General features: G+C 71.1%; 21 protein-coding genes. 12 read left to right on the forward strand and 9 right to left on the reverse strand.

Annotated elements, in window-relative coordinates; all coding sequences use genetic code 11:
* The first annotated feature begins 12 nt into the window (after positions 1-12).
* Entirely contained in the window at positions 13-468 is a 456-nt protein-coding gene (locus ABZV91_RS13590) for an SRPBCC family protein (protein ID WP_355240152.1), read from the forward strand.
* Here the strand turns inward: ABZV91_RS13590 and ABZV91_RS13595 are convergent.
* The 5 genes from ABZV91_RS13595 to ABZV91_RS13615 form a co-directional block, all read right to left on the reverse strand.
* Positions 412-1,569 (reverse strand): NAD-dependent epimerase/dehydratase family protein, encoded by a 1,158-nt coding sequence (locus ABZV91_RS13595; RefSeq protein WP_355240155.1) that lies wholly within the window; start codon positions 1,567-1,569, stop codon positions 412-414. The two genes, ABZV91_RS13590 and ABZV91_RS13595, sit on opposite strands and share 57 nt — an antisense overlap.
* 31 nt (positions 1,570-1,600) lie before the next feature.
* Complete coding sequence (locus tag ABZV91_RS13600; RefSeq protein WP_355240158.1) at positions 1,601-2,770, reverse strand: zinc-dependent alcohol dehydrogenase; 1,170 nt, start codon at positions 2,768-2,770, stop codon at positions 1,601-1,603.
* Entirely contained in the window at positions 2,770-3,282 is a 513-nt protein-coding gene (locus tag ABZV91_RS13605) for a hypothetical protein (RefSeq protein WP_355240160.1), read from the reverse strand. Before ABZV91_RS13605 ends, ABZV91_RS13600 begins: the two co-directional genes overlap by 1 nt.
* 521 nt (positions 3,283-3,803) lie before the next feature.
* Complete coding sequence (locus ABZV91_RS13610) at positions 3,804-4,370, reverse strand: DUF1275 family protein (RefSeq protein ID WP_355240163.1); 567 nt, start codon at positions 4,368-4,370, stop codon at positions 3,804-3,806.
* A gap of 242 nt (positions 4,371-4,612) precedes the next feature.
* A complete protein-coding gene (locus tag ABZV91_RS13615) occupies positions 4,613-6,922 on the reverse strand; it encodes a M28 family peptidase (protein WP_355240166.1) in 2,310 nt (769 codons plus the stop codon).
* Between the two features lie 306 nt (positions 6,923-7,228).
* On the opposite strand from ABZV91_RS13615, the gene ABZV91_RS13620 reads away from it, so the two are divergent.
* Both ABZV91_RS13620 and ABZV91_RS13625 read left to right on the forward strand, forming a co-directional pair.
* Positions 7,229-8,428: an LLM class flavin-dependent oxidoreductase gene (locus ABZV91_RS13620; protein ID WP_355240169.1), complete on the forward strand. Its 1,200-nt coding sequence runs from the start codon at positions 7,229-7,231 to the stop codon at positions 8,426-8,428.
* A gap of 11 nt (positions 8,429-8,439) precedes the next feature.
* Positions 8,440-9,807 (forward strand): NtaA/DmoA family FMN-dependent monooxygenase, encoded by a 1,368-nt coding sequence (locus ABZV91_RS13625; RefSeq protein WP_355240172.1) that lies wholly within the window; start codon positions 8,440-8,442, stop codon positions 9,805-9,807.
* A gap of 27 nt (positions 9,808-9,834) precedes the next feature.
* Here the strand turns inward: ABZV91_RS13625 and ABZV91_RS13630 are convergent, their stop codons facing one another.
* Positions 9,835-11,460, reverse strand: a complete 1,626-nt coding sequence (locus ABZV91_RS13630) for a hypothetical protein (protein WP_355240175.1) — start codon at positions 11,458-11,460, stop codon at positions 9,835-9,837.
* Between the two features lie 694 nt (positions 11,461-12,154).
* On the opposite strand from ABZV91_RS13630, the gene ABZV91_RS13635 reads away from it, so the two are divergent.
* From ABZV91_RS13635 to ABZV91_RS13645, 3 genes are all read left to right on the forward strand, one after another.
* Positions 12,155-12,331, forward strand: a complete 177-nt coding sequence (locus ABZV91_RS13635; protein WP_355240178.1) for a hypothetical protein — start codon at positions 12,155-12,157, stop codon at positions 12,329-12,331.
* Between the two features lie 131 nt (positions 12,332-12,462).
* On the forward strand, positions 12,463-12,618 hold the full coding sequence (locus tag ABZV91_RS13640) for a hypothetical protein (RefSeq protein WP_355240181.1): 156 nt from the start codon (positions 12,463-12,465) through the stop codon (positions 12,616-12,618).
* A gap of 87 nt (positions 12,619-12,705) precedes the next feature.
* Entirely contained in the window at positions 12,706-13,785 is a 1,080-nt protein-coding gene (locus tag ABZV91_RS13645; RefSeq protein ID WP_355240183.1) for a saccharopine dehydrogenase NADP-binding domain-containing protein, read from the forward strand.
* Between the two features lie 107 nt (positions 13,786-13,892).
* On the opposite strand, the gene ABZV91_RS13650 is transcribed toward ABZV91_RS13645, so the two are convergent.
* Entirely contained in the window at positions 13,893-14,396 is a 504-nt protein-coding gene (locus tag ABZV91_RS13650; RefSeq protein ID WP_355240186.1) for a thioesterase family protein, read from the reverse strand.
* A 157-nt stretch (positions 14,397-14,553) separates the two neighbouring features.
* Between ABZV91_RS13650 and ABZV91_RS13655 the strand changes: the two genes are divergently transcribed.
* Positions 14,554-15,360, forward strand: a complete 807-nt coding sequence (locus ABZV91_RS13655) for an SDR family NAD(P)-dependent oxidoreductase (protein ID WP_355240189.1) — start codon at positions 14,554-14,556, stop codon at positions 15,358-15,360.
* 90 nt (positions 15,361-15,450) lie between these two features.
* Positions 15,451-16,383, forward strand: a complete 933-nt coding sequence (locus tag ABZV91_RS13660) for a YihY/virulence factor BrkB family protein (protein WP_355240192.1) — start codon at positions 15,451-15,453, stop codon at positions 16,381-16,383.
* A 72-nt stretch (positions 16,384-16,455) separates the two neighbouring features.
* Here ABZV91_RS13660 and ABZV91_RS13665 read toward each other — a convergent pair whose 3' ends face one another.
* On the reverse strand, positions 16,456-17,268 hold the full coding sequence (locus tag ABZV91_RS13665; RefSeq protein ID WP_355240195.1) for an SAM-dependent methyltransferase: 813 nt from the start codon (positions 17,266-17,268) through the stop codon (positions 16,456-16,458).
* Positions 17,269-17,463: 195 nt separating this feature from the next.
* Between ABZV91_RS13665 and ABZV91_RS13670 the strand changes: the two genes are divergently transcribed.
* The 3 genes from ABZV91_RS13670 to ABZV91_RS13680 all read left to right on the forward strand — a co-directional run bounded on the left by ABZV91_RS13670 (position 17,464) and on the right by ABZV91_RS13680 (position 19,698).
* On the forward strand, positions 17,464-18,147 hold the full coding sequence (locus ABZV91_RS13670) for a HEAT repeat domain-containing protein (protein WP_355240197.1): 684 nt from the start codon (positions 17,464-17,466) through the stop codon (positions 18,145-18,147).
* Complete coding sequence (locus tag ABZV91_RS13675) at positions 18,141-19,154, forward strand: MerR family transcriptional regulator (protein ID WP_355240200.1); 1,014 nt, start codon at positions 18,141-18,143, stop codon at positions 19,152-19,154. The genes ABZV91_RS13670 and ABZV91_RS13675 overlap by 7 nt, the downstream gene beginning before the upstream one ends.
* 241 nt (positions 19,155-19,395) lie before the next feature.
* A complete protein-coding gene (locus ABZV91_RS13680) occupies positions 19,396-19,698 on the forward strand; it encodes a hypothetical protein (protein ID WP_355240203.1) in 303 nt (100 codons plus the stop codon).
* Between the two features lie 83 nt (positions 19,699-19,781).
* Here ABZV91_RS13680 and ABZV91_RS13685 read toward each other — a convergent pair whose 3' ends face one another.
* A complete protein-coding gene (locus tag ABZV91_RS13685; protein WP_355240205.1) occupies positions 19,782-20,471 on the reverse strand; it encodes a DUF3159 domain-containing protein in 690 nt (229 codons plus the stop codon).
* 356 nt (positions 20,472-20,827) lie between these two features.
* On the opposite strand from ABZV91_RS13685, the gene ABZV91_RS13690 reads away from it, so the two are divergent.
* Positions 20,828-21,070, forward strand: a complete 243-nt coding sequence (locus ABZV91_RS13690; RefSeq protein WP_030520334.1) for a CsbD family protein — start codon at positions 20,828-20,830, stop codon at positions 21,068-21,070.
* Positions 21,071-21,216 lie beyond the last annotated feature (146 nt).

A 21,216-nucleotide genomic window follows, 5' to 3' on the forward strand; every position in this document is an offset into this window, starting at 1 on the left:
ATCGGAGGAGCAATGGCGGCGGAACCGAGTGTGGAGATACCGGTACCTGTGCAGGACGCGTTCGCGGTCCTCGCCGACGGCTGGCTGTACGGACTGTGGGTGGTCGGTGCTTCGCATATCCGCAAGGTCGACCCCGGCTGGCCGCAGGTGGGCACCCGGATCCATCACAGCGTGGGCGGTTGGCCACTGGCCCGGGAGGACACCACGAAAGTTCGCTCGGTCGACGCGCCACACCGGCTCGAGCTCGAGGCCCGGCTCTGGCCGGCGGGCGCGGCCTATATCCGGCTCGACCTCACCGAGCTCGCGCCCGACCGCACCGAAGTGACGATGACCGAACGCGTAGTCCGCGGTCCCGCGAAACTCCTCCCGGGTCCGGTACAGGATCTGGCGCTGGCACCGCGCAACCGGGAATCACTCCAGCGGTTCGCCGCCCTCGCCGCCGGGCGCTCCCCCCGCTCCCCGGGCTGACCCGCCGGTCCGCGGCTCGGCTCCGGTAGCCACCGGGACCCGGGTGGATGAACGCTGGCTCTGGTGGGTCGGTCTGCCCACACGGAGAGCAGGAGGTTGCGGCGCGAGGGGCGCGCTGGGGCCGGCCCGTCGGGCGCGCATCGCCGCGGCGAGTTCGGCGCAGGCGGCGGACGCGTCGTATCGCGGCCGCCAGCCGAGTTCGCGCCCGGCCCGCTCCGCGTCGAGCAGGCAGGCCCGGTCGGCCAATCGCAGCCAGGCGGGGTGCAGCGGCTGCAAACCCAGCCGCCAGCTCACGCCGGCGCCGGCGGTCAGCACGCGGTGCGGGACGGCGAGCCGGAAGCCACCGAACGTCGCGGCCAGGTCGGCCGCGGTGAGCACGGGGTCGGCGGCGAGATTGAACGCGCCGCCGGCACCTTGCTCGATAATCGAGCCGATGGCGACGGCCACGTCCTCGGCATGCACCAACTGCAGGCGTAGTCCGTTCCACAGCGGGACGGGCACCCCGCGGCGGCCGAGCACCGCGCGCGGCAGCCACCGGCCGAACAACCAGTCGCCCAGTTCCGCGGCGGCGTCGGCCTGCACGACGGCACACGGCCGGATGCGCGCCACCCGTATGACCGGGTGCCGTTGCGCGAACTCGTCGAGTTGTGCCTCCAGTTGCGCTTTTCCCCTGCTGTAGGCGCTCGTGGGCAGTCCATCACACGGCCACTGCTCGTCGACGCGACGCCACCGCGGGGCGGGAGTGTAGGCGGCCGCCGAGGACGCGCACACCACGTGCCGCACCCCGGCCTCGGCGACCGCGCGCAGCACGTTGGCGGTGCCGTCGGCGTTTGTCCTGGTCAGGGGCGGATCGGTGCGGTGCGGGTGCACTGCCCAGGCCAGATGGACCACCGCGTCGGCTCCGGCGAAAGCCTCGGCCAGCCGAGCCACCGCGGTCGGCTCGCCGATATCGCATGCGACCCACCGGGCCCGGTCGTACGGCTCCCTTTCGTGCGGTGGGCGGCGCCGCGCGACCCCGACCAGTTCCGGCCCGTCCGGAAACGCCGAGCGCAGCAGCGCGGTACCCACGTTGCCGCTGGCGCCGGTGACCACGATCTTCATCGAACCGGCGCCCCCGCGCACGCGATACCGTTCACGGCCGGAAAACCGCCCGGATACAGCCCTGCTCTTTGGTCTTGAACAGTTCGTAGCCGCGCACCGCGTCCTCCAGCGGCATATCGTGGGTGATCAGATGGGAGGGGTCGAGATCGCCCTGCTGGATGTAGTCGAACATCCGCGGCATGTAGCGCTGCCCGTGCTGCTGCGCGGTCCGGATGGTCAGGCTCTTGTTCGTCACCACCCCCATCGGGAACTTGTCGGTGAGGCCGTAGACACCGAGCACCGAGACGACTCCGCCCTTGCGGCAGGCCAGCAAGGCCTGCCGCAGCGAGGTAGCCCGGTCGGTTTCCAGTCGTAGCAGCTGTTTGGCCCGGTCGTAGAGTTGCTGCACACCCGTTCCATGGCCCTCCATACCCACCGCGTCGATACACGCGTCCGGACCCCGGCCGCCGGTCATCTCGAGCAACGCCTCCTGCACACTGTCCACCGCGGTGTAGTCGATCGTCTCCGCGTCGTACCGGTCCCGGGCCAGGGCCAGGCGTTCGGGGATCCGGTCGATCACGACGGCCCGCTCGGCGCCGAGCAGCCGGGCCGAATGGGCCGCCATCAGGCCCACCCCGCCGCCGCCCCACACCGCGACGGTGTCACCGGGTGCGATATCGCAGAAGTCGGCCCCCATGAGGCCGGTGGGGACCGCGTCGGAACAGAACAGCGCCTGTTCGTCGGTGATGCCTTCCGGCACGGAGAAGCAGTTGACATCGCCGAAGGGGACGCGGATGTCATTCGCGTGCGAGCCCTGGTAGCCGCCGAACGGGTGGGTGTACCCGTAGATACCGCCCGTCGGGTGACCGAAGACCGGTTGCTGCAGCGCCGCATTGGGGTTGGTGGTGTCACACACCGAGTACAGGTCGTGCTCGCAGTACCAGCACGCTCCACATCCGATGAACGACGGCACCACCACCCGGTCCCCCACCTTCGTCGCGGTGACCTCCGCACCGGTCTCCACCACCTCGCCCATGAACTCGTGGCCGAACACGTCACCCTCGCGCATACCGGGGAGGTACCCGTCGATGAAATGCAGATCCGAGCCGCAGGTCGTCGTCAGTGTCACCCGTAGAATCACATCGTGGGGGTTGACCAGGCCGGGGTCGGGCACCGTTTCGACCGCGAGATCGTCGACTCCGTTCCAGCACAGCGCACGCATCACGCCTCCTGTGGGGCCGTCCGGCCGCTGGGATTGCGGTCGAGGGTGGGTATTTCGCCCGTCTGAAGCAACGCCCGCGCGCGATAGAGGACCGCGAAGATCGCCGCGCCGGTGAGCTGCCGCGGCACCGGCGCCGTCGCCGATACATGTACCTCGGTACCCCGTGCCCGGGGCGCGTCGGTGAACTCCAGCTCGATCCGCGCGCGGTCGGGGTCCACCGCGTCGACGAACTTCAATCCGTTCTGTTCCGTCAGCAGCACGCTCTCCCACTGGATCGCGTCGGCCCCGTCCGGCGGAGCCGTCCACTCGTAGCGGTCCGGGGCCGTCGACCGCACATCGGCGAATCCGTCGAATACCCGCGACAGGTTGTCCGGGTCACGCCAGAACTCTTCCACGGCCGCGCGCGGCCGCTCGATCGTCAGGGCCCGCCGACCGGTTCCGCCGGATACCGAACCCACGGCCCGGCCGACGAGGGTGGCCACTTCTTCTATCGCCTTCTGTAGATAGTCCACGCGCTCTTCCTTCCCGAATGTCGGCCCGGCAGCGCGAGCGCGATACCCCGAGCGCGCCGGCACAAACCCCGTGGACGCGAGGCCGGATTTCCGCTTTTCGACGGCGGGAACCGGGGTAGGCCGAAGACACAGCGAAAGGAGTCGTCTTGACCGAAGCGAAACGCACGGAGAAGAACGAGAAAGACGAACCCGAAGGCGGTCGGCCCGGCCCGACCGATCAGGGTCGCGACGGCGGAATGGCCACGCGTGAGATCGCGCCGGAGGTGACCGTCGCCGACGAGACGCAGGAACCTCGGACTGAACTCGCCGGCACCGCGACCCGGGCCGGACGAACCAGCCCGGTGGGACGGGGGGCTACGTCGACGGGCCGTACATGTTCCCTCGCTGTCGGGAAACGACCGAGCCATCGGCCGGCCCGATGACCACGTACCCAGATCGATGCGGCGCTCTCGCACGGTGAAGACCCGGCCGTGATGCTCCGGGATCGGCGCTCCGACTTCTCTGTCACCGCTTCTGCGGATTCACGCACCGAAGTCCGGGCCGCGGCGAAATACGTTCCCGCTATCCGTTTGTCGTCCGGAAATCGGCCGATGAACCAGCCCGGCAACGACTCCGGACAGTAGCGGATCGCGATGCGGAACAGCACCGATCAGATCATTCCGCGAGCGGTCCGTGCCGATCCAGATGGAGATAGGTGTATCCGGTGACGACAAGGCACACCCCGGTCGCGGTGACCAGCATCGCCCACCCCACCACCACCAGGCCGAGCAGGCCACCCACCAGAGCGCCGGACCCGAAACTGGCGTAGATCGTCCGGTCCAGTAGCGCCTGCGGCACCACGAGGCGACCACGACACCGGCCACGAACGCCGCGATCAGGCACAGGGCGGCCACCGCCATCTCGGGCTCGTCGCGGAAGTACCCGAGAATGGCGCGGTCGGTGTTGCCGGTCATGAAGGTGACGAAATAACCCGCCGTGTGGGCGAAGGCCGCGGCACCGATGAGCCCTGCCAGACCGGCGAGCACCCAGGACAACCTCGCCTCGGCACCGAAGAGAGCCTTTCTGCGACACGCATCCGGTTTCGGCACGAGCCGGTCCTTTCCGGCGGGATACAGCGCACGGGGGCCGGCCGGTCCGAACGGTACGCAGGACCGGCGTGAGGTCGACGGATGCCACCGTAGCGCGCAGTCACCGACATCGGGCCGAGCGCGGCCCGATGTGTCGCCCGCCGCCCCGAGTCGCTCCGCCGGCCCGGCGAGCCGATGGTCACCGACCACCACCGTTGTCGGCATCACTGTTCGCGCCGTCGCCGGCGCCCCGCGACTACCGATCAGAGTTCCACCGTGCGTGTCACCACCATCCGCTCGCCGTCATCCCGGATCGAGGCCACAAGATCATCCGGGCGGGGCCGGAACCCCGGAGCGGCGGCCAGGCCGTGGGTTTCGTCGGCAACGGTCACCCGGACGCGGTCGGCGCCGGGAGTGCGCAGGGTGATCTCGGCCCCTGCGGGCGGCAGGTCGCGGAACTGGATCTCCCCCGGCCAGGTACCGGCCCGCTCCCCCGTGACGGCCAGCTCGACCGGCGCCGCACCCGCGACGGTCGCGACAACTCGGTCGATCCGGTGATCGACGCGCAGCACCAGACCGGTCGCCGCCCGCCGGGATGCCACTTGCACGGTGACGGTGTCCCCCGCGCGGCCGCGGGACTCGAGCACCGGTCCGGCGAGCGCCGTCGGCTCGGCCCGCCCGGTCCACACGGTGCCCCGCGCATATCCCGGAGAGAGCCGCGCGACGTCGGTGCTGTCCACGAAAGCGCGGGTCCACTCGGCCGGTTCGGCGTCCGCGCTGACCCAGCTCGCCGTGCCCGTATCGGCGTTGAGGACGTAGGCGAGGTGAGCGCGGGCGGGATGGCGGGCATCGAAGGTGTCGGTCACGGTTCCCGCGCCGATCAGGAGCACCGAGACGACCGCCGCCGTCACCGGCACCGCGCCGGTGACGCGGCGGGCGGCGGTGGGTGCGGGCAGCACCAACTCGACCAGCGGTAGCACCATCAGCACGAACAGCGCCGCGGCGGCCGCGGCGACCCCGCCGAGCGCGAGACCGATGCCGTCGATCAGGTTCCCGGCCAACGGCGCCAACAGGGCGGCGGACACCAGCGCGCCCAGCGTGCACACCGTCACCGGCCACAGGCTCCAGCGCACCGGGAGCCGCGCCGCGAGTACGCCCAGCGCCGCGCACAGGGCCGGCAGGGCGAAGAGGAACGAGACACCGGGCGCCACCACCGCACACACCAACCCGAGCACCGCGGGCCAGACCAGCACACCGATCGCCGGTACGACCGCTCCCACCCGGCGGCGCACCGGTAGGTACCAGGTGAGCACCGACGTGACGGCCAGCGCCACCAGCGCCCACCGATAGACCTGGGGGCGATGCAGCAGTCCGCCCATCTGCGCGTAGGCGGGACGCAGCCACTCCAGCGCCGACCACATACCCTGCCCGAGCAGCGCCGCCGCTCCCAGGGGCAACGCCACCGACGCCGCGGCGAGCAGCAGCTGCCCGGTTCCCGCCGACTCACGACGGCGCGCGAGCACCACCACCGCACCGACCGCCGCTGCCGCCAGCAAGGCGATAGGTAGGACCAGCACGTTCGAAAAGGTGATCATGGTGCCCGCGAGCCGGAAATAGGTGGCGTCGTGGTCGGATCGCAACGCGGCCAGATCGGCCGCACCCAGCGCGCGGGCCAGGTGGAGCATGTTCTCGCCGTGATGCTGGAGGCTGCCCCGGTCGAGGTTGTCGATGGTGTCCCCGGCCGTGTGGTAATGGGACGGGTGCTGGATATAGGCGAAGTTGAGCCCGGTGAAGCCGGCGTCCGACAGGGCGGTGAAATCGGTGGAGTTCGGCATCGTCCGATACACCTCGACCAGGGACGAATCACCCCGCGGATGCGGCACCGCGTCGGCGAACAGCGACACCAGCGCGGCATTGCGCGCCGAGGTCTCGAACATCAGTGACGGTCCGCCGACACCGCGGGCCTCCCAGTTGAGCACCACACCGCCGCCGCGGGCCGGCAGGTGCTCCCGGGCGAACGCCTCCGCGCCGAGCAAGCCGTCCTCTTCCCCGTCGGTGAACAGCAGCACGAGATCGTTGCGCCGATCGGCCTGCCGGGCGATCAGCCGGCCCACCTCGACCATTGCCGCGACCGCCGCGCCGTCGTCGGAGGCGCCCGGGCCCGTCGCGGCCGAATCGTAGTGCGAGACCAGCAGCACCGTCCCGGTGGACGCGTGGCCGGGCAGGGTGGCGATCACATTGTCCACCCGGCCGAAGGTCGCCAGCCCTGCCGACGCCCGCGCTCCGACAGCGCGCTCGATCTCCACCGAGAAGCCCGCGGACCGCAACTGCCCGGCGAGGTAGTCCCGCGCCCGGTCGCTCGCCGGACTGCCCAGCGGCCGTGGTTCGGTGGCGAATCGGTTCAGGTGGGTGAGGGCCCGTTCGGCGCTGAATTGATCGGTCACCGTCGCCGCGACCGGGCGCGGACCGCTCCCGTCTACCACGACGGTCGCCGCCACCGCGGCCATCAGCACGAGCAGGGCGACCAGCCCCGCGGCTACCCGGTGTGGAGATTCGATCGGTCTCGCGCGCACGGGGTCACACTATGTCGGTGCCCGCGGCCGGACGGTCGCGGCCGCTCCGCGAGCCCGATCGCGGGGTCCCTATTTCACCGGGCTCGAATTGATCCCAATCGTTGACAGCGCCGTCGCGCGCCCGGCGCGAGGCGAGACGGCGGGCGCGGCGCACGCGCGGCCACCCGTTATCGCCGCGCGCGGCCCCGCCGATCGACCGACCGGCGAACCCATTCGACGCGGCAACCGCCGACCGCGGGCGCCCACGGCGATGAACCCCGCGTTGTCCCGGAGACCACTGGCGTACGCACAGGAAACGGGGAGACGATGGCACCGGAACTGCATCTCGGGGTGGCGCTCGACGGAGCGGGCCGGCATCCGGCCGCGTGGCGGGAGCCGAGCTCGAGGCCCACCGAACTGTTCACCCCCGGTTATTGGACCGACCTGGCCGCCACTGCGCAGCGCGGCCTGCTCGACTTCCTGACCATCGACGACAGCCTCGCCGTACCCGACGCACCCGACGGCGCCCTCGACCGCGTCCGGGCCAGGATCGACGCCCATCTGATCGCCGCCCGCCTGGCGCCGGTCACCCGCCATATCGGTCTCGTGCCGACCGTGACCACCACGCATACCGAGCCGTTCCACCTCTCCAAGGCGATCGCGACGCTCGATTACACGTCACGGGGCCGGGCCGGATGGCAGGCCCGGGTCTCGGCCACCGCGGCGGAGGCCGCGCATTTCGGGCGCCGGCCCAGGCGGGAGCTCTCCGCCGCCGAACTGGCGCAGGTGCGGGACACGGGTATCTCTCCCGATTTCGTGCACGATCGATTCGACGAGGCCGCCGATGTCGTGGAAGTGGTGCGTAGGCTCTGGGACAGCTGGGAGGACGACGCCGAGATCCGTGATATCGCCACCCGCCGTTTCATCGATCGCGACAAACTGCACTACATCGATTTCCGGAGCCGTCACTTCACCGTCCGTGGCCCATCGATCACCCCGCGACCGCCACAGGGCCAGCCGGTGGTGACCGCCCTCGCGCACGCGCCGTTCATCTACGAATTCGCCGCGCGCGGCGCCGATCTGGTGTTCGTCACGCCCGCCCTCGAAACCGGCCCCGCCTCGATTCTCGAACAGATCGCCACGGCCACGGCGGCGGTGGGCCGAGCGGGCGAGCCCCTGCGGGTCTACGCCGATCTCGTCGTCTTCCTCGATACCGGCGACGCGACCGGCGCGCAGCGCCTGGCCCGCCTGAACGAGGCGGCGGGCGTCGAGTACACCTCCGACGCGGCCGTATTCGCGGGCAGCGCCGACGAACTCGCGGAGCTGCTCATCGACTGGGCCGACCGCGGTGTCGACGGTTTCCGGTTGCGGCCCGGCGTCGCGGTCGACGACCTGGACGCGGTCGCCGACCGGCTCGTCCCCGTGCTGCAGCGCCGCGGCGTCTTCCGTACCGGCTACCCGGACGCAACGCTGCGCGCGCTGCTCGGACTCCCCACCACCGTCCCCAACCGTTACGCGACCACTTGAGCGAGGCCCCCATGAGCACCCCCCGGAAGCAGGTCATCCTGGGCGCCTACCTCGGCGGTGTCAACCACCACACCGCATGGTGGCACCCCGAGGCCGGCAGCCAGATAGATTTCAGCAGCTTCGAACACACCGCCCGCACAGCCGAGCGCGGGAAATTCGACTTCTTCTTCCTCGCCGAGGGACTCGCCCTGCGCGAACGCGCCGGCAAGATCTTCGATCAGGACATCATCGGCCGTCCCGATACCCTCACCGTGCTGGCCTCGCTCGCGGCGGTCACCGAACATCTCGGGCTGGCGGGCACGATCAACACGACCTTCAACGAGCCCTACGAACTGGCCCGCCAGTTCGCGAGCCTGGACCATCTCTCCGGAGGGCGCGCCGCGTGGAACGTAGTGACCTCCTTCGACGCGTTCACCGGTCAGAACTTCCGGCGCGGCGGCTTCCTGGACCCCGCCGACCGCTATGTGCGAGCCGAGGAGACATTGAACGCGGTACGGGCACTGTGGGATTCGTGGGAGACCGGTGATGTGGTCGCGGACCCGGTATCCGGCCGGTTCCTGGCCCGCCCGGACGCGGGCGCCTTCGCCTTCCGGGGTGAACAGTTCGATATCTCCGGGACGTTCACGGTGCCGCGCAGCCCGCAGGGCAGGCCGGTGATCCTGCAGGCCGGAGTATCACCGCAGGGCCGGGATTTCGCGGCCGCGAACGCCGACGCGATCTTCTCACCGTACGGCGATCTGCCGGAAGCGGCGCAGTTCTACCGCGATATCAAGGCGCGGGCGGTGGCGGCGGGGCGCGCCGCCGACGATATCAAGATCCTGCCGTCGGCCGGTTTCGTGCTCGGGGACACCGAAGCCGAAGCGGTGGAGAAGTACCACACCGTCCGCGACGAGCAGGTCACCGGACAGACCGCGCTGATCCTGCTCGAGCAGATCTGGAACCGCGATCTGTCCGGCTACGACCCGCAGGGCCCGGTGCCCGATATCGACCCCGACCCCGACGCGCCGCCGATCATCCAGGGGCGCGCGTTCGTCCATCAGGATCGCTTCGCCACCGCGCGACGCCTGCGCGAGGTGGCCGAAGCCAAGAAACTCACACTGCGCGGCGTGGTGATCGACCAGTTCGAACGCGGACCGCTGGTCGGTACCCCCGCCCAGGTCGCCGAACAGATCGATACCTTTGTCCAGGGCGGCGGTTCGGACGGGTTCATCCTCGGTTCCCATCTGGTGCCGTGGGGGCTCGACGAATTCGTCGACACGGTGGTTCCGCTGCTCCAGGACCGCGGCGTCCTGCGCGGTGAGTACACCGGCACCACCCTGCGCGACAACCTCGGCCTGAGCGACGTCCGCGCGGCGACACCCGCCCGGGCCGATACCTGACAGCACGGGAGCGGGCGGGGCGCCCGGTCAGGCCGTGGACTCCGTGGAGTCGGCCTGAGCCATTTTCAGCAGGGCCTGGTGCAGCGCCTTCGCCGGCTCACCCGCCCGCTTACCGTGCAACTCGACTTCCACGAAGCCCTCCACCAGCGCCCGCCCGGGATCCAGCAGACCCGCGCCGATATCCGGCCCGCCACTGAGGGAACCGGCCATCAGGATCCGCCAGGCTTCCTGACGTGCCCGGTATTCCCCCGCCTCGTCGAGGGCGGCCGCGAAGGCGCGGACCACCGCGGTGTACGCCGGCCGGCCGGTGCTGCCGCCCCGGCGGAAACGCCTTCTGGTCGATCCCGACCCGGCGGCACCCGGGCCCGTCAGCTCCGCGCGTTCCAGGGTGATCCATACCGGGGGCGGCTCGGCCGAACCCGATTCGGCCGCTTTCTTACGCTCCCGGCGGATCGTATCGTCGCGTTGTTCGGTGATCTCGATGCCGTGCAACTCGACGGTATATTTCGCGATCAGGTCGTTCAGCGCCGCGGAGATCTGCTGCACCACGTCGGTTTCCAGATCGACCGTCTCGAAGCCACGGATCCGCAGGCCGTGCCTGCGGGCCATATCCTTTGCGAGCCGGATCGCGTCGGCGGGGTTGCCGCCCGTTCCCGGCACCACGGTCAAGGCCTCCGGCGGCCCGCACGGCTCCGGCTCCGCCTCGGGCGGCGACAGCATATCCGTCGTGGACGGGCCCCCCACCAAATGCAACGCAGGAGCTGTCTCCGGCTCGGCCGGTGATTCCGTGCGAAGAACCGGATCATCCGACGACTGATCGGCCGACGACTCCCCGCGTACCGGATCGGCCGACGACTCCCCGCGTACCGGATCGGCCGACGACTCCGAACGAACCTGCCCGCGGAGTGGCTCCGCGGGCACCGGTCCGACGGGCGACTCCACCGGCACCGACCCCACCCGAGACTCCACCGGCACCGAATTCATCAGCGACTCCGGGAGAGCCGACCCCACCAGCGACTCCGAGCGAACCAGGCCGACCAGCGCCTCCTGGCGGCTCGATTGCTCGGCACGGTCCGATTGGGCCGGTACCTCCGGTCGTATCGGCCCGGGTGGGGGCTCCGTGCCCATCGCCTCCTCCGGCACCTCCCCGCGTGCCGGCGCGGCGGGTACGTCCGGTCGCACAGGCTCGTTCGATGCCTCTTCGCGTACCGGATCGTTCGATGCCTCTTCGCGTACCGAGTCGGCCGGTACCTCCTTGCGCACCGTATCGCCGGGCCGCGGCACCTGGTGGGCTCCGGCCGTTTTCGTGATCCGGGCCAGTTGCAGCGACAACTCGGGGGGCAATTCGATCGTTCGTGGCGCGGGCCGGGGCGTTTCGCTGTGCGCGGCCATCCGCGGCCGTTCGCCCGGCCCGCCCGCGATCCGGGCTCGATCCGGCGGCGGCGACACCTCGCCCCTGCCTGCGGACAGGACCGGCTCGGCGTGCGGGACCACCGGCCCCTCGGCCGAGCCCCACAATGAACACGCCGCGGCCTCGAGTGGCTCCGGCCGTTCTCGGAGCGCTCGCGTACCGGCGCTCGCCGCGGCCGCGCCGCTGTCCGCCGCCGCCGCGGCACGGGTGTCGATCGCCGCGTCCGGTACATCCGAGGGCACCGAATCGCTCTCATGTCCCCCGGATGCGGCGGGCGGCGTATCACCGGTTCCGGACGTTGCCGGCCGGGTTTCGGGTGGCGGTCCCCCGGCGGCGGCCGCCTGCACCGGACCGGGCGACGACTCGACCAGGCCCGGCGCTTGCCGTGGTTCCGGCCCGGGCACGATGAGCGCCGTGGGCGAATCGGGTGGCCCCACGTCGGCCGCCGCCGGCGAAGGTACGGACGTCGCAGCCACAGACGTCGCAGCCACGGACGTCGCAGCCACAGACGTCGCAGCCACGGACGTCGCAACCACAGACGTCGCAGCCACGGACACCGGCGGCGCGGGGGTCGACCCGGCAGGCGTCGACGGGGCAGCGATCGTAGGGGCGACCGGCACCGGCGCCGCTCGTGCGGCCGCCGGCGTCACCGTGCGGGTCGTCGTTTCCACCGGTGACGCCGGGAGGGCCGTGGCAGCGGCCGTACCGGGAGGTCCGGGCCGAACCACAGCGGAGGTGGCGGCCCGTTTACGGGCCCACGGGGTCGAAGACGGTGCGCGGACGGCCGGGGACACCACGGGCGGTCCACCGGCGACGAGCCGATTCGCCACCGGTGCGGCGGGTCCGGGAGAGACTGTCACCGTCGAGGCGGCGACGACCGCCGTGCCCGGCGCCGGAATCGCCTCGGCAGAAGCTATGGCGGCCTTCAGTTCTCCCGTGACGCGGGAAGCCTCGGTGATCAGCTTCTCCAGCGTCGCCACCAAGGCCCGTAGTTCGTCCGTGTCCACCTTCGGAGTCTCGTTCAACGATGTCCCCGCTTGTCGTCACCGCGGCCGGGCCGGACCGCGGGTCGGTTCGGCCGGCATCCCCGATATGACGCACACAGACATGTGAACAGTGTGAAACGTCGTGGTCCACCACGCGATAACGACGACTCTCCCCGCATGGGAAGAGTTCGGAGGCGGGGCCGGTTTCGAAGCCCGCACCCGCCGGTGGGCCGCTGTGCCGGCGGTACGCAAAGCGAAGTGCACCGTGGCGACCGTCACGGTCGCGACGAGAACGCCCCTCGCGGCTATCTGTCCACCTGCTCGACGGGCGGGGTCACCGCGCTGCTCGATTCGCTCGGCGCCGGGGTCACCGACGACACCGCGCTCCTGGCCCCGCGCCTGCCGAACGCCTAGCATTTCCGAGACCGGCTCGGGTGAACGTGTGGACGCGCCGCGACATCAAGTCCTGCCCCACCGAGTACAGAGAGGGAAAGACCCGTGATGCCGAAGATCGTTCTGTTCGGAGCCACCGGTTATACCGGCCGGCTGATCGCCGAGACCCTGGTCGGCCGGGGCGCCGCACCCGTACTGGCCGCGCGCAACGCGACCGCGCTGGAGAAATTGTCCGCCGACCTCGGCGGCGCCGACACCGCGGTGGCCGACGTGGCCGACCCGGATTCGGTTCGGGCCCTACTGGGACCCGGCGATGTGCTGGTCAGCACGGTAGGGCCGTTCCTGCGCTTCGGCGCGCCCGCGCTGGCCGCGGCCGTCGAGGCCGGGGCGCACTATTTCGACTCCACCGGTGAGGGCCCGTTCATCCGCACCGTCTTCGAGCACGACGACGCGGCCCGCCGGGCGGGAGTGGGCCTGCTCACCGCGTTCGGCTACGACTACGTCCCCGGAAATCTGGCCGCCGGTCTCGCGCTGGCCGAAGCGCCGGAGGCGGTCCGCGCGGATATCGGCTATTTCATCACCGACCCCGGCACCAGTGGCGGTACGCGGGCCTCGATGGCGGGCATGCTCTTCGAAGGTGGTTTCGCCCTGCGCGGTGGCCGGGTCGTCCCCGAGCGCACGGCCGCGCGGGTCCGCAGTTTCGACGTCGCGGGCCGCGAGCTCACCGGCGCGTCGGTGCCCGGTTCGGAACATTTCGCGCTCACCCGTTCCTACCCGCGGCTGCGTGATGCCGACGTCTACCTCGGCATGCCCGGCGCGGCGGCGCACGGTCTCCGGCTCACCTCGCTGCTCACCGGCACCCTCGCCCGGATCGACCCGGCGAAACGATTGGCCGAGAGCGCGTTGACCCGCGTCGTCAAAGGGTCCACCGGCGGCCCGGCGGCCACCGCGCGATCCCGCACCCGGACGTGGGCGGTGGCCGAGGTGTCCGACGAGGCCGGTACGGTTCTGGCGTCGGTGACCCTGGCCGGTGGTAACCCCTACGATTTCACCGCGGCCATTCTCGCCTGGGGTGCGCAGACCGTGCTCGACGGTGGTCTGCGCGGCACCGGCGCGCTGGGTCCCGTCGAAGCGTTCGGTCTCGAAGCGCTCACCGCCGGGGCGGCCGGCGCCGGACTGACCCGGTAGCTTGCCGACGTGGTTCGCGCCGCCGGTACGCGGTGGTCAGGGGCGACCGCTGCCGCTCGACGGTGCGCTGCCGGCGGCTCGATCCGCCGAGTTCCGGGGCCGCATCCTCATCGCCGGATGCCGATGGCGCCGCAGACCGGAGCCGTCCAGGGCAGTGCACGGGAACGGGCGATGTGCTCGTCCAGCGAGTCGGCGATATCCGCGGGTAGCTCGACCGCGCGCCGATGCCGGAGGTCCACGTGGATCAGCAGGATCTCCAGCGTATCGGCGACCCGGCCGCGGCCGGTATCGACGAGGAAGGTGATCATGTGCACGGCTTTGGCGCTGCGGTCGAGGATCCGGCCGGCCACCGCGAACCGGTCGCCTTCGCGTAGCTCGCTGGTATAGGACAGGTGGTGCCGCGCGGTGAACAGGCCCATCTTCCGCTCGGCGCGGTAGGTGTCGTCGATACCGACCGCGCGGACGAGCGTATCGGCCCCTTCGGTGCCCCAGCGCAGGTACTGCACCACGTTCATATGGTCACCGCCGTCCAGTGTCTCGGCGGTGACCGTGCCCGTCACCGCCCCGGGTAGCGCGGTCAGCTGCTCCGGTGTGGGGAGTCCATCGCTCATACGCGTGATTCTCGAGCGCGCCGCGCCGGATCCGGAGCCGATGGTCCACTCAATGGAATCGCACGGCCGGACCTCGGCTCGGGCCACCATCCTCGGGAGTCGGGCCGCGCGCCGTGCGCGCGCCCGCCGAACACCGACTTCCGACAGGAGCCCTCCCATGACCGAACTCCAGCGATACGACGGCCGCCGCGTCCTCGTCACCGGCGGCGGATCCGGTATCGGTCAGGCCACGACATTGCGCATCCTGCGGGAAGGTGGCCGAGTGGTCGCCGCGGATATCAGCGCGGCCGGCCTCGAGGACACCTCGGCCAAGGCCGGTCCCGACCGCGCGCGGCTGAGCACCTCGGTCATGGATATCGCGGACGAGGAGTCCGTCCGCGCCGGACTGGCCGACGCCCTGCGGTGGCTCGGCGGGCTCGACACCCTGGTCAATGCCGCCGGTGTCCTGCGTTCGGCACATTTCGAACAGACCTCGGTCGCGGAATTCGAGCAGATCCTGCGGATCAATCTCGTCGGCACCTTCCTGGTCACGCGCGAATCCATGGCCGCGCTACGCGCCGGGCACGACCCGGCGGTGGTGAATTTCAGTTCCACCTCCGCGGCGTTCGCCCACCCCTACATGTCCGCCTACGCCGCGTCCAAGGGCGGCATCCAGGCGATGACGCACGCGCTGGCAATGGAATTCGGTCGGCAGGGCATCCGGTTCAACGCCGTCCAGCCGGGCTCCATCTCGTCCGGGATGACCGACGGCAGTGGCGCGTCCGGACAGAGCCTCGGCCCCGGTCTGCCCGCCGATGCCGATATCGCCTTGTTCGCCAAGGCGGCGCCGGCCCTGCCACTGCCGGCGGGAGCACCGTTCGCCGGACCCGACGCGGTGGCCGCGGTGGTGGCGATGCTCGGCTCCCCGGACGCCTATTTCATCACCGGGACCGAGGTGCGCGTCGACGGAGGCTCGCATATGTGAGCCACCGGAGGGTCGCGTTTGCGCAGCGCACAGCGCGGGTAGCCGAGGGAACCGGAGGTGTTGCCGGGGATGGATCGGCGTTATCGCGGGTTGAGCGTTCGAGTGCTGCGGCGCGGCGAGGTCCGGATCCTGGTGCGCACACTGCGGGCGGCGTGGTCGGACGAGCTGTCGGACTGGGCGGCGGCCCTGACGTACTACAGCATGTTGTCACTGTTTCCGGCCCTGCTGCTCACCGTCGCCGCGCTCGGCCTGGCCGGGCCGGAGCCGACCGGTGTGCTCGCGGGGGCGGCGAGTCACGTCGGCCCGCAGGGCAGCCGGACGCTGCTGGCCGATTCGGTACGCCACCTCGAACAGGTCCGGGCCTGGTCGGCCCCGATCGCGATCGCGGGGCTGGTGTCGGGGCTGTGGACGGCGTCGAGTTACATCGGCGCCTTCATCCGGGCCGCCAACGCCCTGTACTCCGTGGCGGAGAGCCGGTCCCGGCCCAGGACGGTTCTCCTGCAACTGTCGCTCAGCGTGGTCCTGATCGCGATGATGGTGTTCACCGGCCTCGGTTTCGTGATCACCAACGGTGTGGCCGGACGGTTCGGCGCCGATCTCGCCGATCTGCCTTTCGTGCACGGGATCTGGGCGATCCTCCGGTGGGTCGTCCTCGCCCTGGTGGTGAGTTTCGCGCTGTCACTGCTGTATTGGGTGGCGCCCAATGTGACCGGGCAGCCGTTCCGCTGGCTCACCGCGGGCAGCGCACTGGCGGTAGGGGTATGGCTGGCCGGTTCGGCCGGTCTGTCGTTCTACGCCGCGCATTTCGACTCTTTCGACAAGGTCTACGGTTCCCTGGCGGCCGCGGTCGTATTCCTCGTCTGGCTGTGGGTCACCAATTTCGCGGTGCTACTGGGGGCGGTGGTCGACGCCCAGTTGGCCCGCCGTACCGACCCACTCGACGCGGAGGGCCTCGGGGACGACCGGGGACACCGCCCGGTTCCGGCCGTCACCGAGCCGGACCACGAGGCGGTCACCGGTTGAGGCGTGCCCGTGGCCGGACCCGCTACCGGGTGTCCGGCCACGAACACCCGCGCCGCCGGGTGACGCGGCGTGTCAGACCTTCCGGCCCACGGCGCCGTAGAGCGAGACCTTCTTGTCATGGCTCTTCGGATGTTCGATACCCGAGTTGCGCCACCGATGGATCGCCTCGACACCCGGTTCCACCAGTTCCAGCTGATCGAAGAACCGGGCCACCTCCGCACGGGTCCGCGGCCGCACCGGAATTCCGCGATCCACGTAGACCTGCAACAGCCGGGCCATACCGTCGGGGTCGTCGGGTCCCTCGTCGAACTCCGTGGTGACATGTGACATCGCCAGATACGATCCCGGGGCCAGCGGCGCCATCAGCGTGTTCACGATCTCGTACACATCACCGGGCACGAAATGCAGCAACGCCATGAGCGACACCGCCACCGGTTGCGACAGATCCAGCGTCGCGCGCAGCTCCGGCGCGGCAAGGATGGCCTCCGGGTTCCCCGCGTCGGCCTGGATGTAGGCGGTACGGCCCTGGTCGGTACTCACCAGCAGCGCCCGCGCGTGCGCGAGGACGATCGGATCGTTGTCGACGTAGACCACCCGCGATTCCGGCGCCAGGCCCTGCGCGACCTGGTGCAGGTTGGGCTCGGTGGGGATCCCCGTGCCGATATCGAGGAATTGGCGGATTCCCTGCTCGGTGAGGTAACGGGTGGCGTGGCGCATGAATTCGCGGTTGGTGCGCGCGGTAAGCCGGACCGCCGGAAAATCGCGCAGTGCCTGCTCGGCCGCGGCCCGGTCGGCATCGTAGGAATCCTTGCCGCCCAGAAAGTAGTCGTACATGCGCGCGGGATGCGCGACATCGGTACGCAGATCGATAGAGCCGTCGGACACGGCGGATGCTCCTCATGAGGTCGTGCGGTCGGTACCCCGCAGGTATACCCCATCCGGCCAAGTCGCCCAATACATTCCGGCATACCGATCCGGTGACACCACACCGGGCCGTGGGCACCGACGGCCCCGCCCGGCGAGCCGGGCCTCCCGGATTTGACCCTGACACTGTGACAAGGTCTTCACTGAGCGTAGGAGGTGGTCCCCATCGACCAGATATTCGATTCACCCGATACGCGCCTGCTCGAGGCGCTGCGCGCCCCCGGCTCGTCGACGCGGCTCCAGGCGGCGCTGGCCGCCGGCACGAACCCGCGCCCCGGACTCGTCGGCGCGCTGATCGCACGGTGCGCGATCGAGCCCGACTTCTATGTCCGCGACATGCTCACCTGGGCGCTGACCCGGCACCCGGTCGAGATCACCGTACCCGCAGTGCGCACGGAACTGGGTGCCGCGGGCGCGCAGGCCCGGAGCCAGGCGCTGCACACACTGTCCAAGATCGGCGACGGATCCGCCTGGCCGGCGATCACCCGGTCGCTGCTGCGCGACGCCGACGACGAGGTCGCCCGGAGCGCCTGGCGGGCGGCCGTCGTCCTCGTGCCGGCCGACGGCCGTGAGGCACTGGCCGCGGAACTGGCCACCCAGCTCGGGCGCGGTGACCGGACCGTCCAGCTCAGTCTCAGCCGGGCGCTGGTCGCGCTCGGTGACCACGCCGGACCGGCCGTACAGGCGAGGTCGAGCAGCCCGGATCCGGTCGTGCGCGCGCATGCCCGCGCCACGGAGCGGTTGCTGCGCGACCCGGATGCGGGCTTCGATCCGGATATCGCCGACGCGAAACGGATCATCGCGCTCGGTCCCGAACGTGCCGGGCCGGCCGCATGCTGATCGGTGAGGTGTCGCGCCGCTCGGGGGTGAGTACCCGGATGCTCCGGCACTACGACTCCCTCGGGCTGGTGTGTCCGACCGGCCGCACCGTCGGCGGCTACCGCGAGTACTCCCCCGCCGACATCCGGCGGATCTTCCACGTGGAGAGCCTGCGCTCGCTGGGCCTGTCGTTACGGGAGGTCGGGCGGGCCCTCCAGGACCCCGCCTTCACCCCGGCGGAGCTGGTGGGCGCTCTCATCCGGCGGACCGAGGCACGGGTGCGGCGCGAGCAGGAACTCCTCGACCGGCTCCGGACCGTGGATGCCTCGACGCCCGCGGGGTGGCCGGATGTGCTGCGCATCGTGGAACTCCTGCACGGGCTCGGCTCAACGAGTGCCGCACGCCGGCAGCAAACCGTGCTGGCGTCGGCCGAGGAGGTGCCGGTGTCCACCGAACTGCTGGCCGGGGCGGTCCTCACCGAATCCGATCCGAATGTCGCCGGCGCCCTGCGCTGGGCACTGGCCCGAGCGGGCGGGGACGGCCTGGCCGGCGTGGCGGCCGGCCTGGACGCCGCGGACGCCGCCATCCGGCGGCGCGCGGTACTCGCGATCGCCGAGATGCCCGGAGCCGAGGCGAGCGCGGCACTCGCCGGTGCGCTCACCGACCCGGACGCGGCGGTGCGCCGCCCCGCCGCCCTGGCCGCGGGGGCGCGGGGCGAGCCGGCGGCCGTCCCGGTACTCGTCGATATGGTGGTCGAGGGTGTCAACGACGTGGACGCCGCCGAGGTCCTGGGAGCGCTGTCCCTGGATGCCGAACTCGCCGAACGGATCATGGAGGCCCTGGTCGGGGCGCTCGCCGCGCACACGGCCGAGCCGGCGGTGCGGATCCGCCTCACCCAGGCCCTCGCCGAGATGCCGGCACACCTGTCGCTGGGCGTGCTGCGGGATCTGTCCGACGATCCCGATCGCGCCGTAGCACTCGTCGCCTCGGCTCTCGCCGGGGCCCTGGATGCGCGGTCCACCGAGTGACTCGCGTTCGGCGCACGACGGTCGGCCGCATCCACTCGCCCGCGAGCAGTTCGCGACGACCACCCGCGAGGAGTGGCCGGGTGCCCGCGACGCGCGGATCCGGCAGGCGGCGGCCGCCGGTACCCGCAGTGCCTGCTCGACGATGGCGACGGATCGATCGCCGGCCGGTGCGATTCGGCCCCGGAAAACGGGCAGTGACCGGCGCAGGTTTCCCCTCGGCCCGGCCGGGCAACCGGGCACCATGACTTCCGAGAACCGCACACCGAGCGACCCACCGGCCCCCGCGAGCGCGCCGCGGCAACCACACACCCAGGTCGCGCCCGACGACCTCCGTCGGTTACTCGACGCGAAGAATCCGCAGGCCACCTTGGCGCTGGCGGGTGGCGAGGTGCGGGTCGAGACCGATCCCGACGTCGCCGCCCAGGGGCTGCCCGTGATCACCCGGGCCGCACTGGTCGACCGGGTCGGCGCGGACCCCGACGACAATGTCCTGACCGTGCAGGCCGCCGAACTCGAAACCGAGATCCGGCTGCTCGGCGCCTGAACAGCGCCGCGCGGCCCGGTGGTGTAGGCCGCCGGGCCAGTACCCCCCGCTGCCGTGAGCGGCCGTGCGCCCCGATCCCGCCACTACGTCCCGAGGCGTTTGGTCGTGCGACGGAACGCCCAGAGCACGACCAGTCCGGCGAGAACCGTGAGCGGCGTCCCCATCGCGATCTTGGCGACGGCCAGCCAGGTCGTCGAGTCGGCGAGGTACAACCATTCCTTGACGACGAACCGGGTGCCGAACACGGCCGCCGCGGCCAGCGTGGCGATATCGTGCGCACGCAGCACGGACCGATCCATACGCCACGCGTGCCGTCCGCCGTGCAGGGCATTCCAGATCACACCGGTCAGCGGCCTGCGGGCCAGCACCGAACCGAAGGTGACCACGAAGCCGGCCAGCGCCACCCAAATCCCGAGAACGAAGAAATCTTTCGCCGACCCGGTCCAGGCGACGATCCCCACGGCGACCGCCAACCCGAGCAGGCCACCGACCGCCGACGAGAAGCGCTCCCCGCGCAGTACCCGGAACAGGGTGAGGACCAGACCGACCGCGACGGAGATCGCGATCGTCGCCGGCAGACTGAGTGCCGCGTTCGCCGCCACGAACACCACGACGGGAACTGTCGAGTAGACGAATCCCATCGGTCCGCCCATCTGGTCGAGCAGTGTGGGCCGCGCCGCGGCGGCATCGGTCTCGGCGGCCGGATCGGCAGTCGGCAGGGCGGCCGACAGCGTAGGGTCGCCACCGGTCCGGTCGCTGTGCTGTTCCGTCATGGTGATTCCGTCCTCCCGTAAGGGTTTTCGTGCTCGGAACAAGTAAAAACCATGCCGCAACGGCACACTCAACCCCTTGCGCCGGTCGGGCCGGCGTCGGTTGCCGCGGACGTCGCGTCCCGGGTGGCACGCTCCGCACCGAGGGTGGTCCGGGGCGCACCGGAACGCGCGATACGCGGTCGCCCCGGAATCGGGAGGGCCCCGCTTCCGGAGCCGTGCCCTCGGTCACGGGGCGAAGCGTCGGGTGCGGGGCGGTACGGCCCGCGGAGAACTGCTCGAACGACCGCGATTGAACCCGCGGATGTGGGGTACGCGCTCCGTGTCCACCCGAACACTCGACATCGGAGGTACATATCGTGGCCGAGAATCGAACTGGCCCCCGGGAAGGACTGGAAGGCGCCGTAGAAGGCGTCAAGGGCAAGGCCAAGGAGGTCGCGGGCACCGTGGCCGGGCACAACGACCTGCGCGACGAGGGCATCGCCCAGCAGGACAAGGCCGAATCGCAACGCGAGGTCGCGCAGAAGGAAGCCGAGGCCGAGAAGGCCCGCTCCGAAGCCGACCTGGAGGAAACCCGCCAGCGTTCGCATCAGGGTCGCTGACGACCCGCAGTCGACCGATCGCCGCTCCGCTTCGCCATGCGGGCGGAGCTCATGGCGGCGGGGCCCCCCGGGGGGAGCCGGGGGGCCCCCGCCCGGGGGGGGCGGGGGGGACCCCCCCCGACCGCGGCGGGGGCCGCCGCGCGCGG

This window comes from Nocardia sp. NPDC004568 (genome assembly GCF_040609955.1).
In the GTDB taxonomy this organism is placed as follows: Bacteria; Actinomycetota; Actinomycetes; order Mycobacteriales; family Mycobacteriaceae; genus Nocardia.

What these genes read in the sequence shown, in the direction of transcription:
- ABZV91_RS13620 (WP_355240169.1), top strand. Translation starts at nt 7,229, where the DNA reads ATGGCACCGGAACTGCATCTCGGGGTGGCGCTCGACGGAGCGGGCCGG.
- ABZV91_RS13675 (WP_355240200.1), top strand. Translation starts at nt 18,141, where the DNA reads ATGCTGATCGGTGAGGTGTCGCGCCGCTCGGGGGTGAGTACCCGGATG.
- ABZV91_RS13645 (WP_355240183.1), top strand. Translation starts at nt 12,706, where the DNA reads ATGCCGAAGATCGTTCTGTTCGGAGCCACCGGTTATACCGGCCGGCTG.
- ABZV91_RS13655 (WP_355240189.1), top strand. Translation starts at nt 14,554, where the DNA reads ATGACCGAACTCCAGCGATACGACGGCCGCCGCGTCCTCGTCACCGGC.
- ABZV91_RS13625 (WP_355240172.1), top strand. Translation starts at nt 8,440, where the DNA reads ATGAGCACCCCCCGGAAGCAGGTCATCCTGGGCGCCTACCTCGGCGGT.
- ABZV91_RS13595 (WP_355240155.1), bottom strand. Translation starts at nt 1,569, where the DNA reads ATGAAGATCGTGGTCACCGGCGCCAGCGGCAACGTGGGTACCGCGCTG.
- ABZV91_RS13590 (WP_355240152.1), top strand. Translation starts at nt 13, where the DNA reads ATGGCGGCGGAACCGAGTGTGGAGATACCGGTACCTGTGCAGGACGCG.
- ABZV91_RS13680 (WP_355240203.1), top strand. Translation starts at nt 19,396, where the DNA reads ATGACTTCCGAGAACCGCACACCGAGCGACCCACCGGCCCCCGCGAGC.
- ABZV91_RS13685 (WP_355240205.1), bottom strand. Translation starts at nt 20,471, where the DNA reads ATGACGGAACAGCACAGCGACCGGACCGGTGGCGACCCTACGCTGTCG.
- ABZV91_RS13650 (WP_355240186.1), bottom strand. Translation starts at nt 14,396, where the DNA reads ATGAGCGATGGACTCCCCACACCGGAGCAGCTGACCGCGCTACCCGGG.
- ABZV91_RS13600 (WP_355240158.1), bottom strand. Translation starts at nt 2,770, where the DNA reads ATGCGTGCGCTGTGCTGGAACGGAGTCGACGATCTCGCGGTCGAAACG.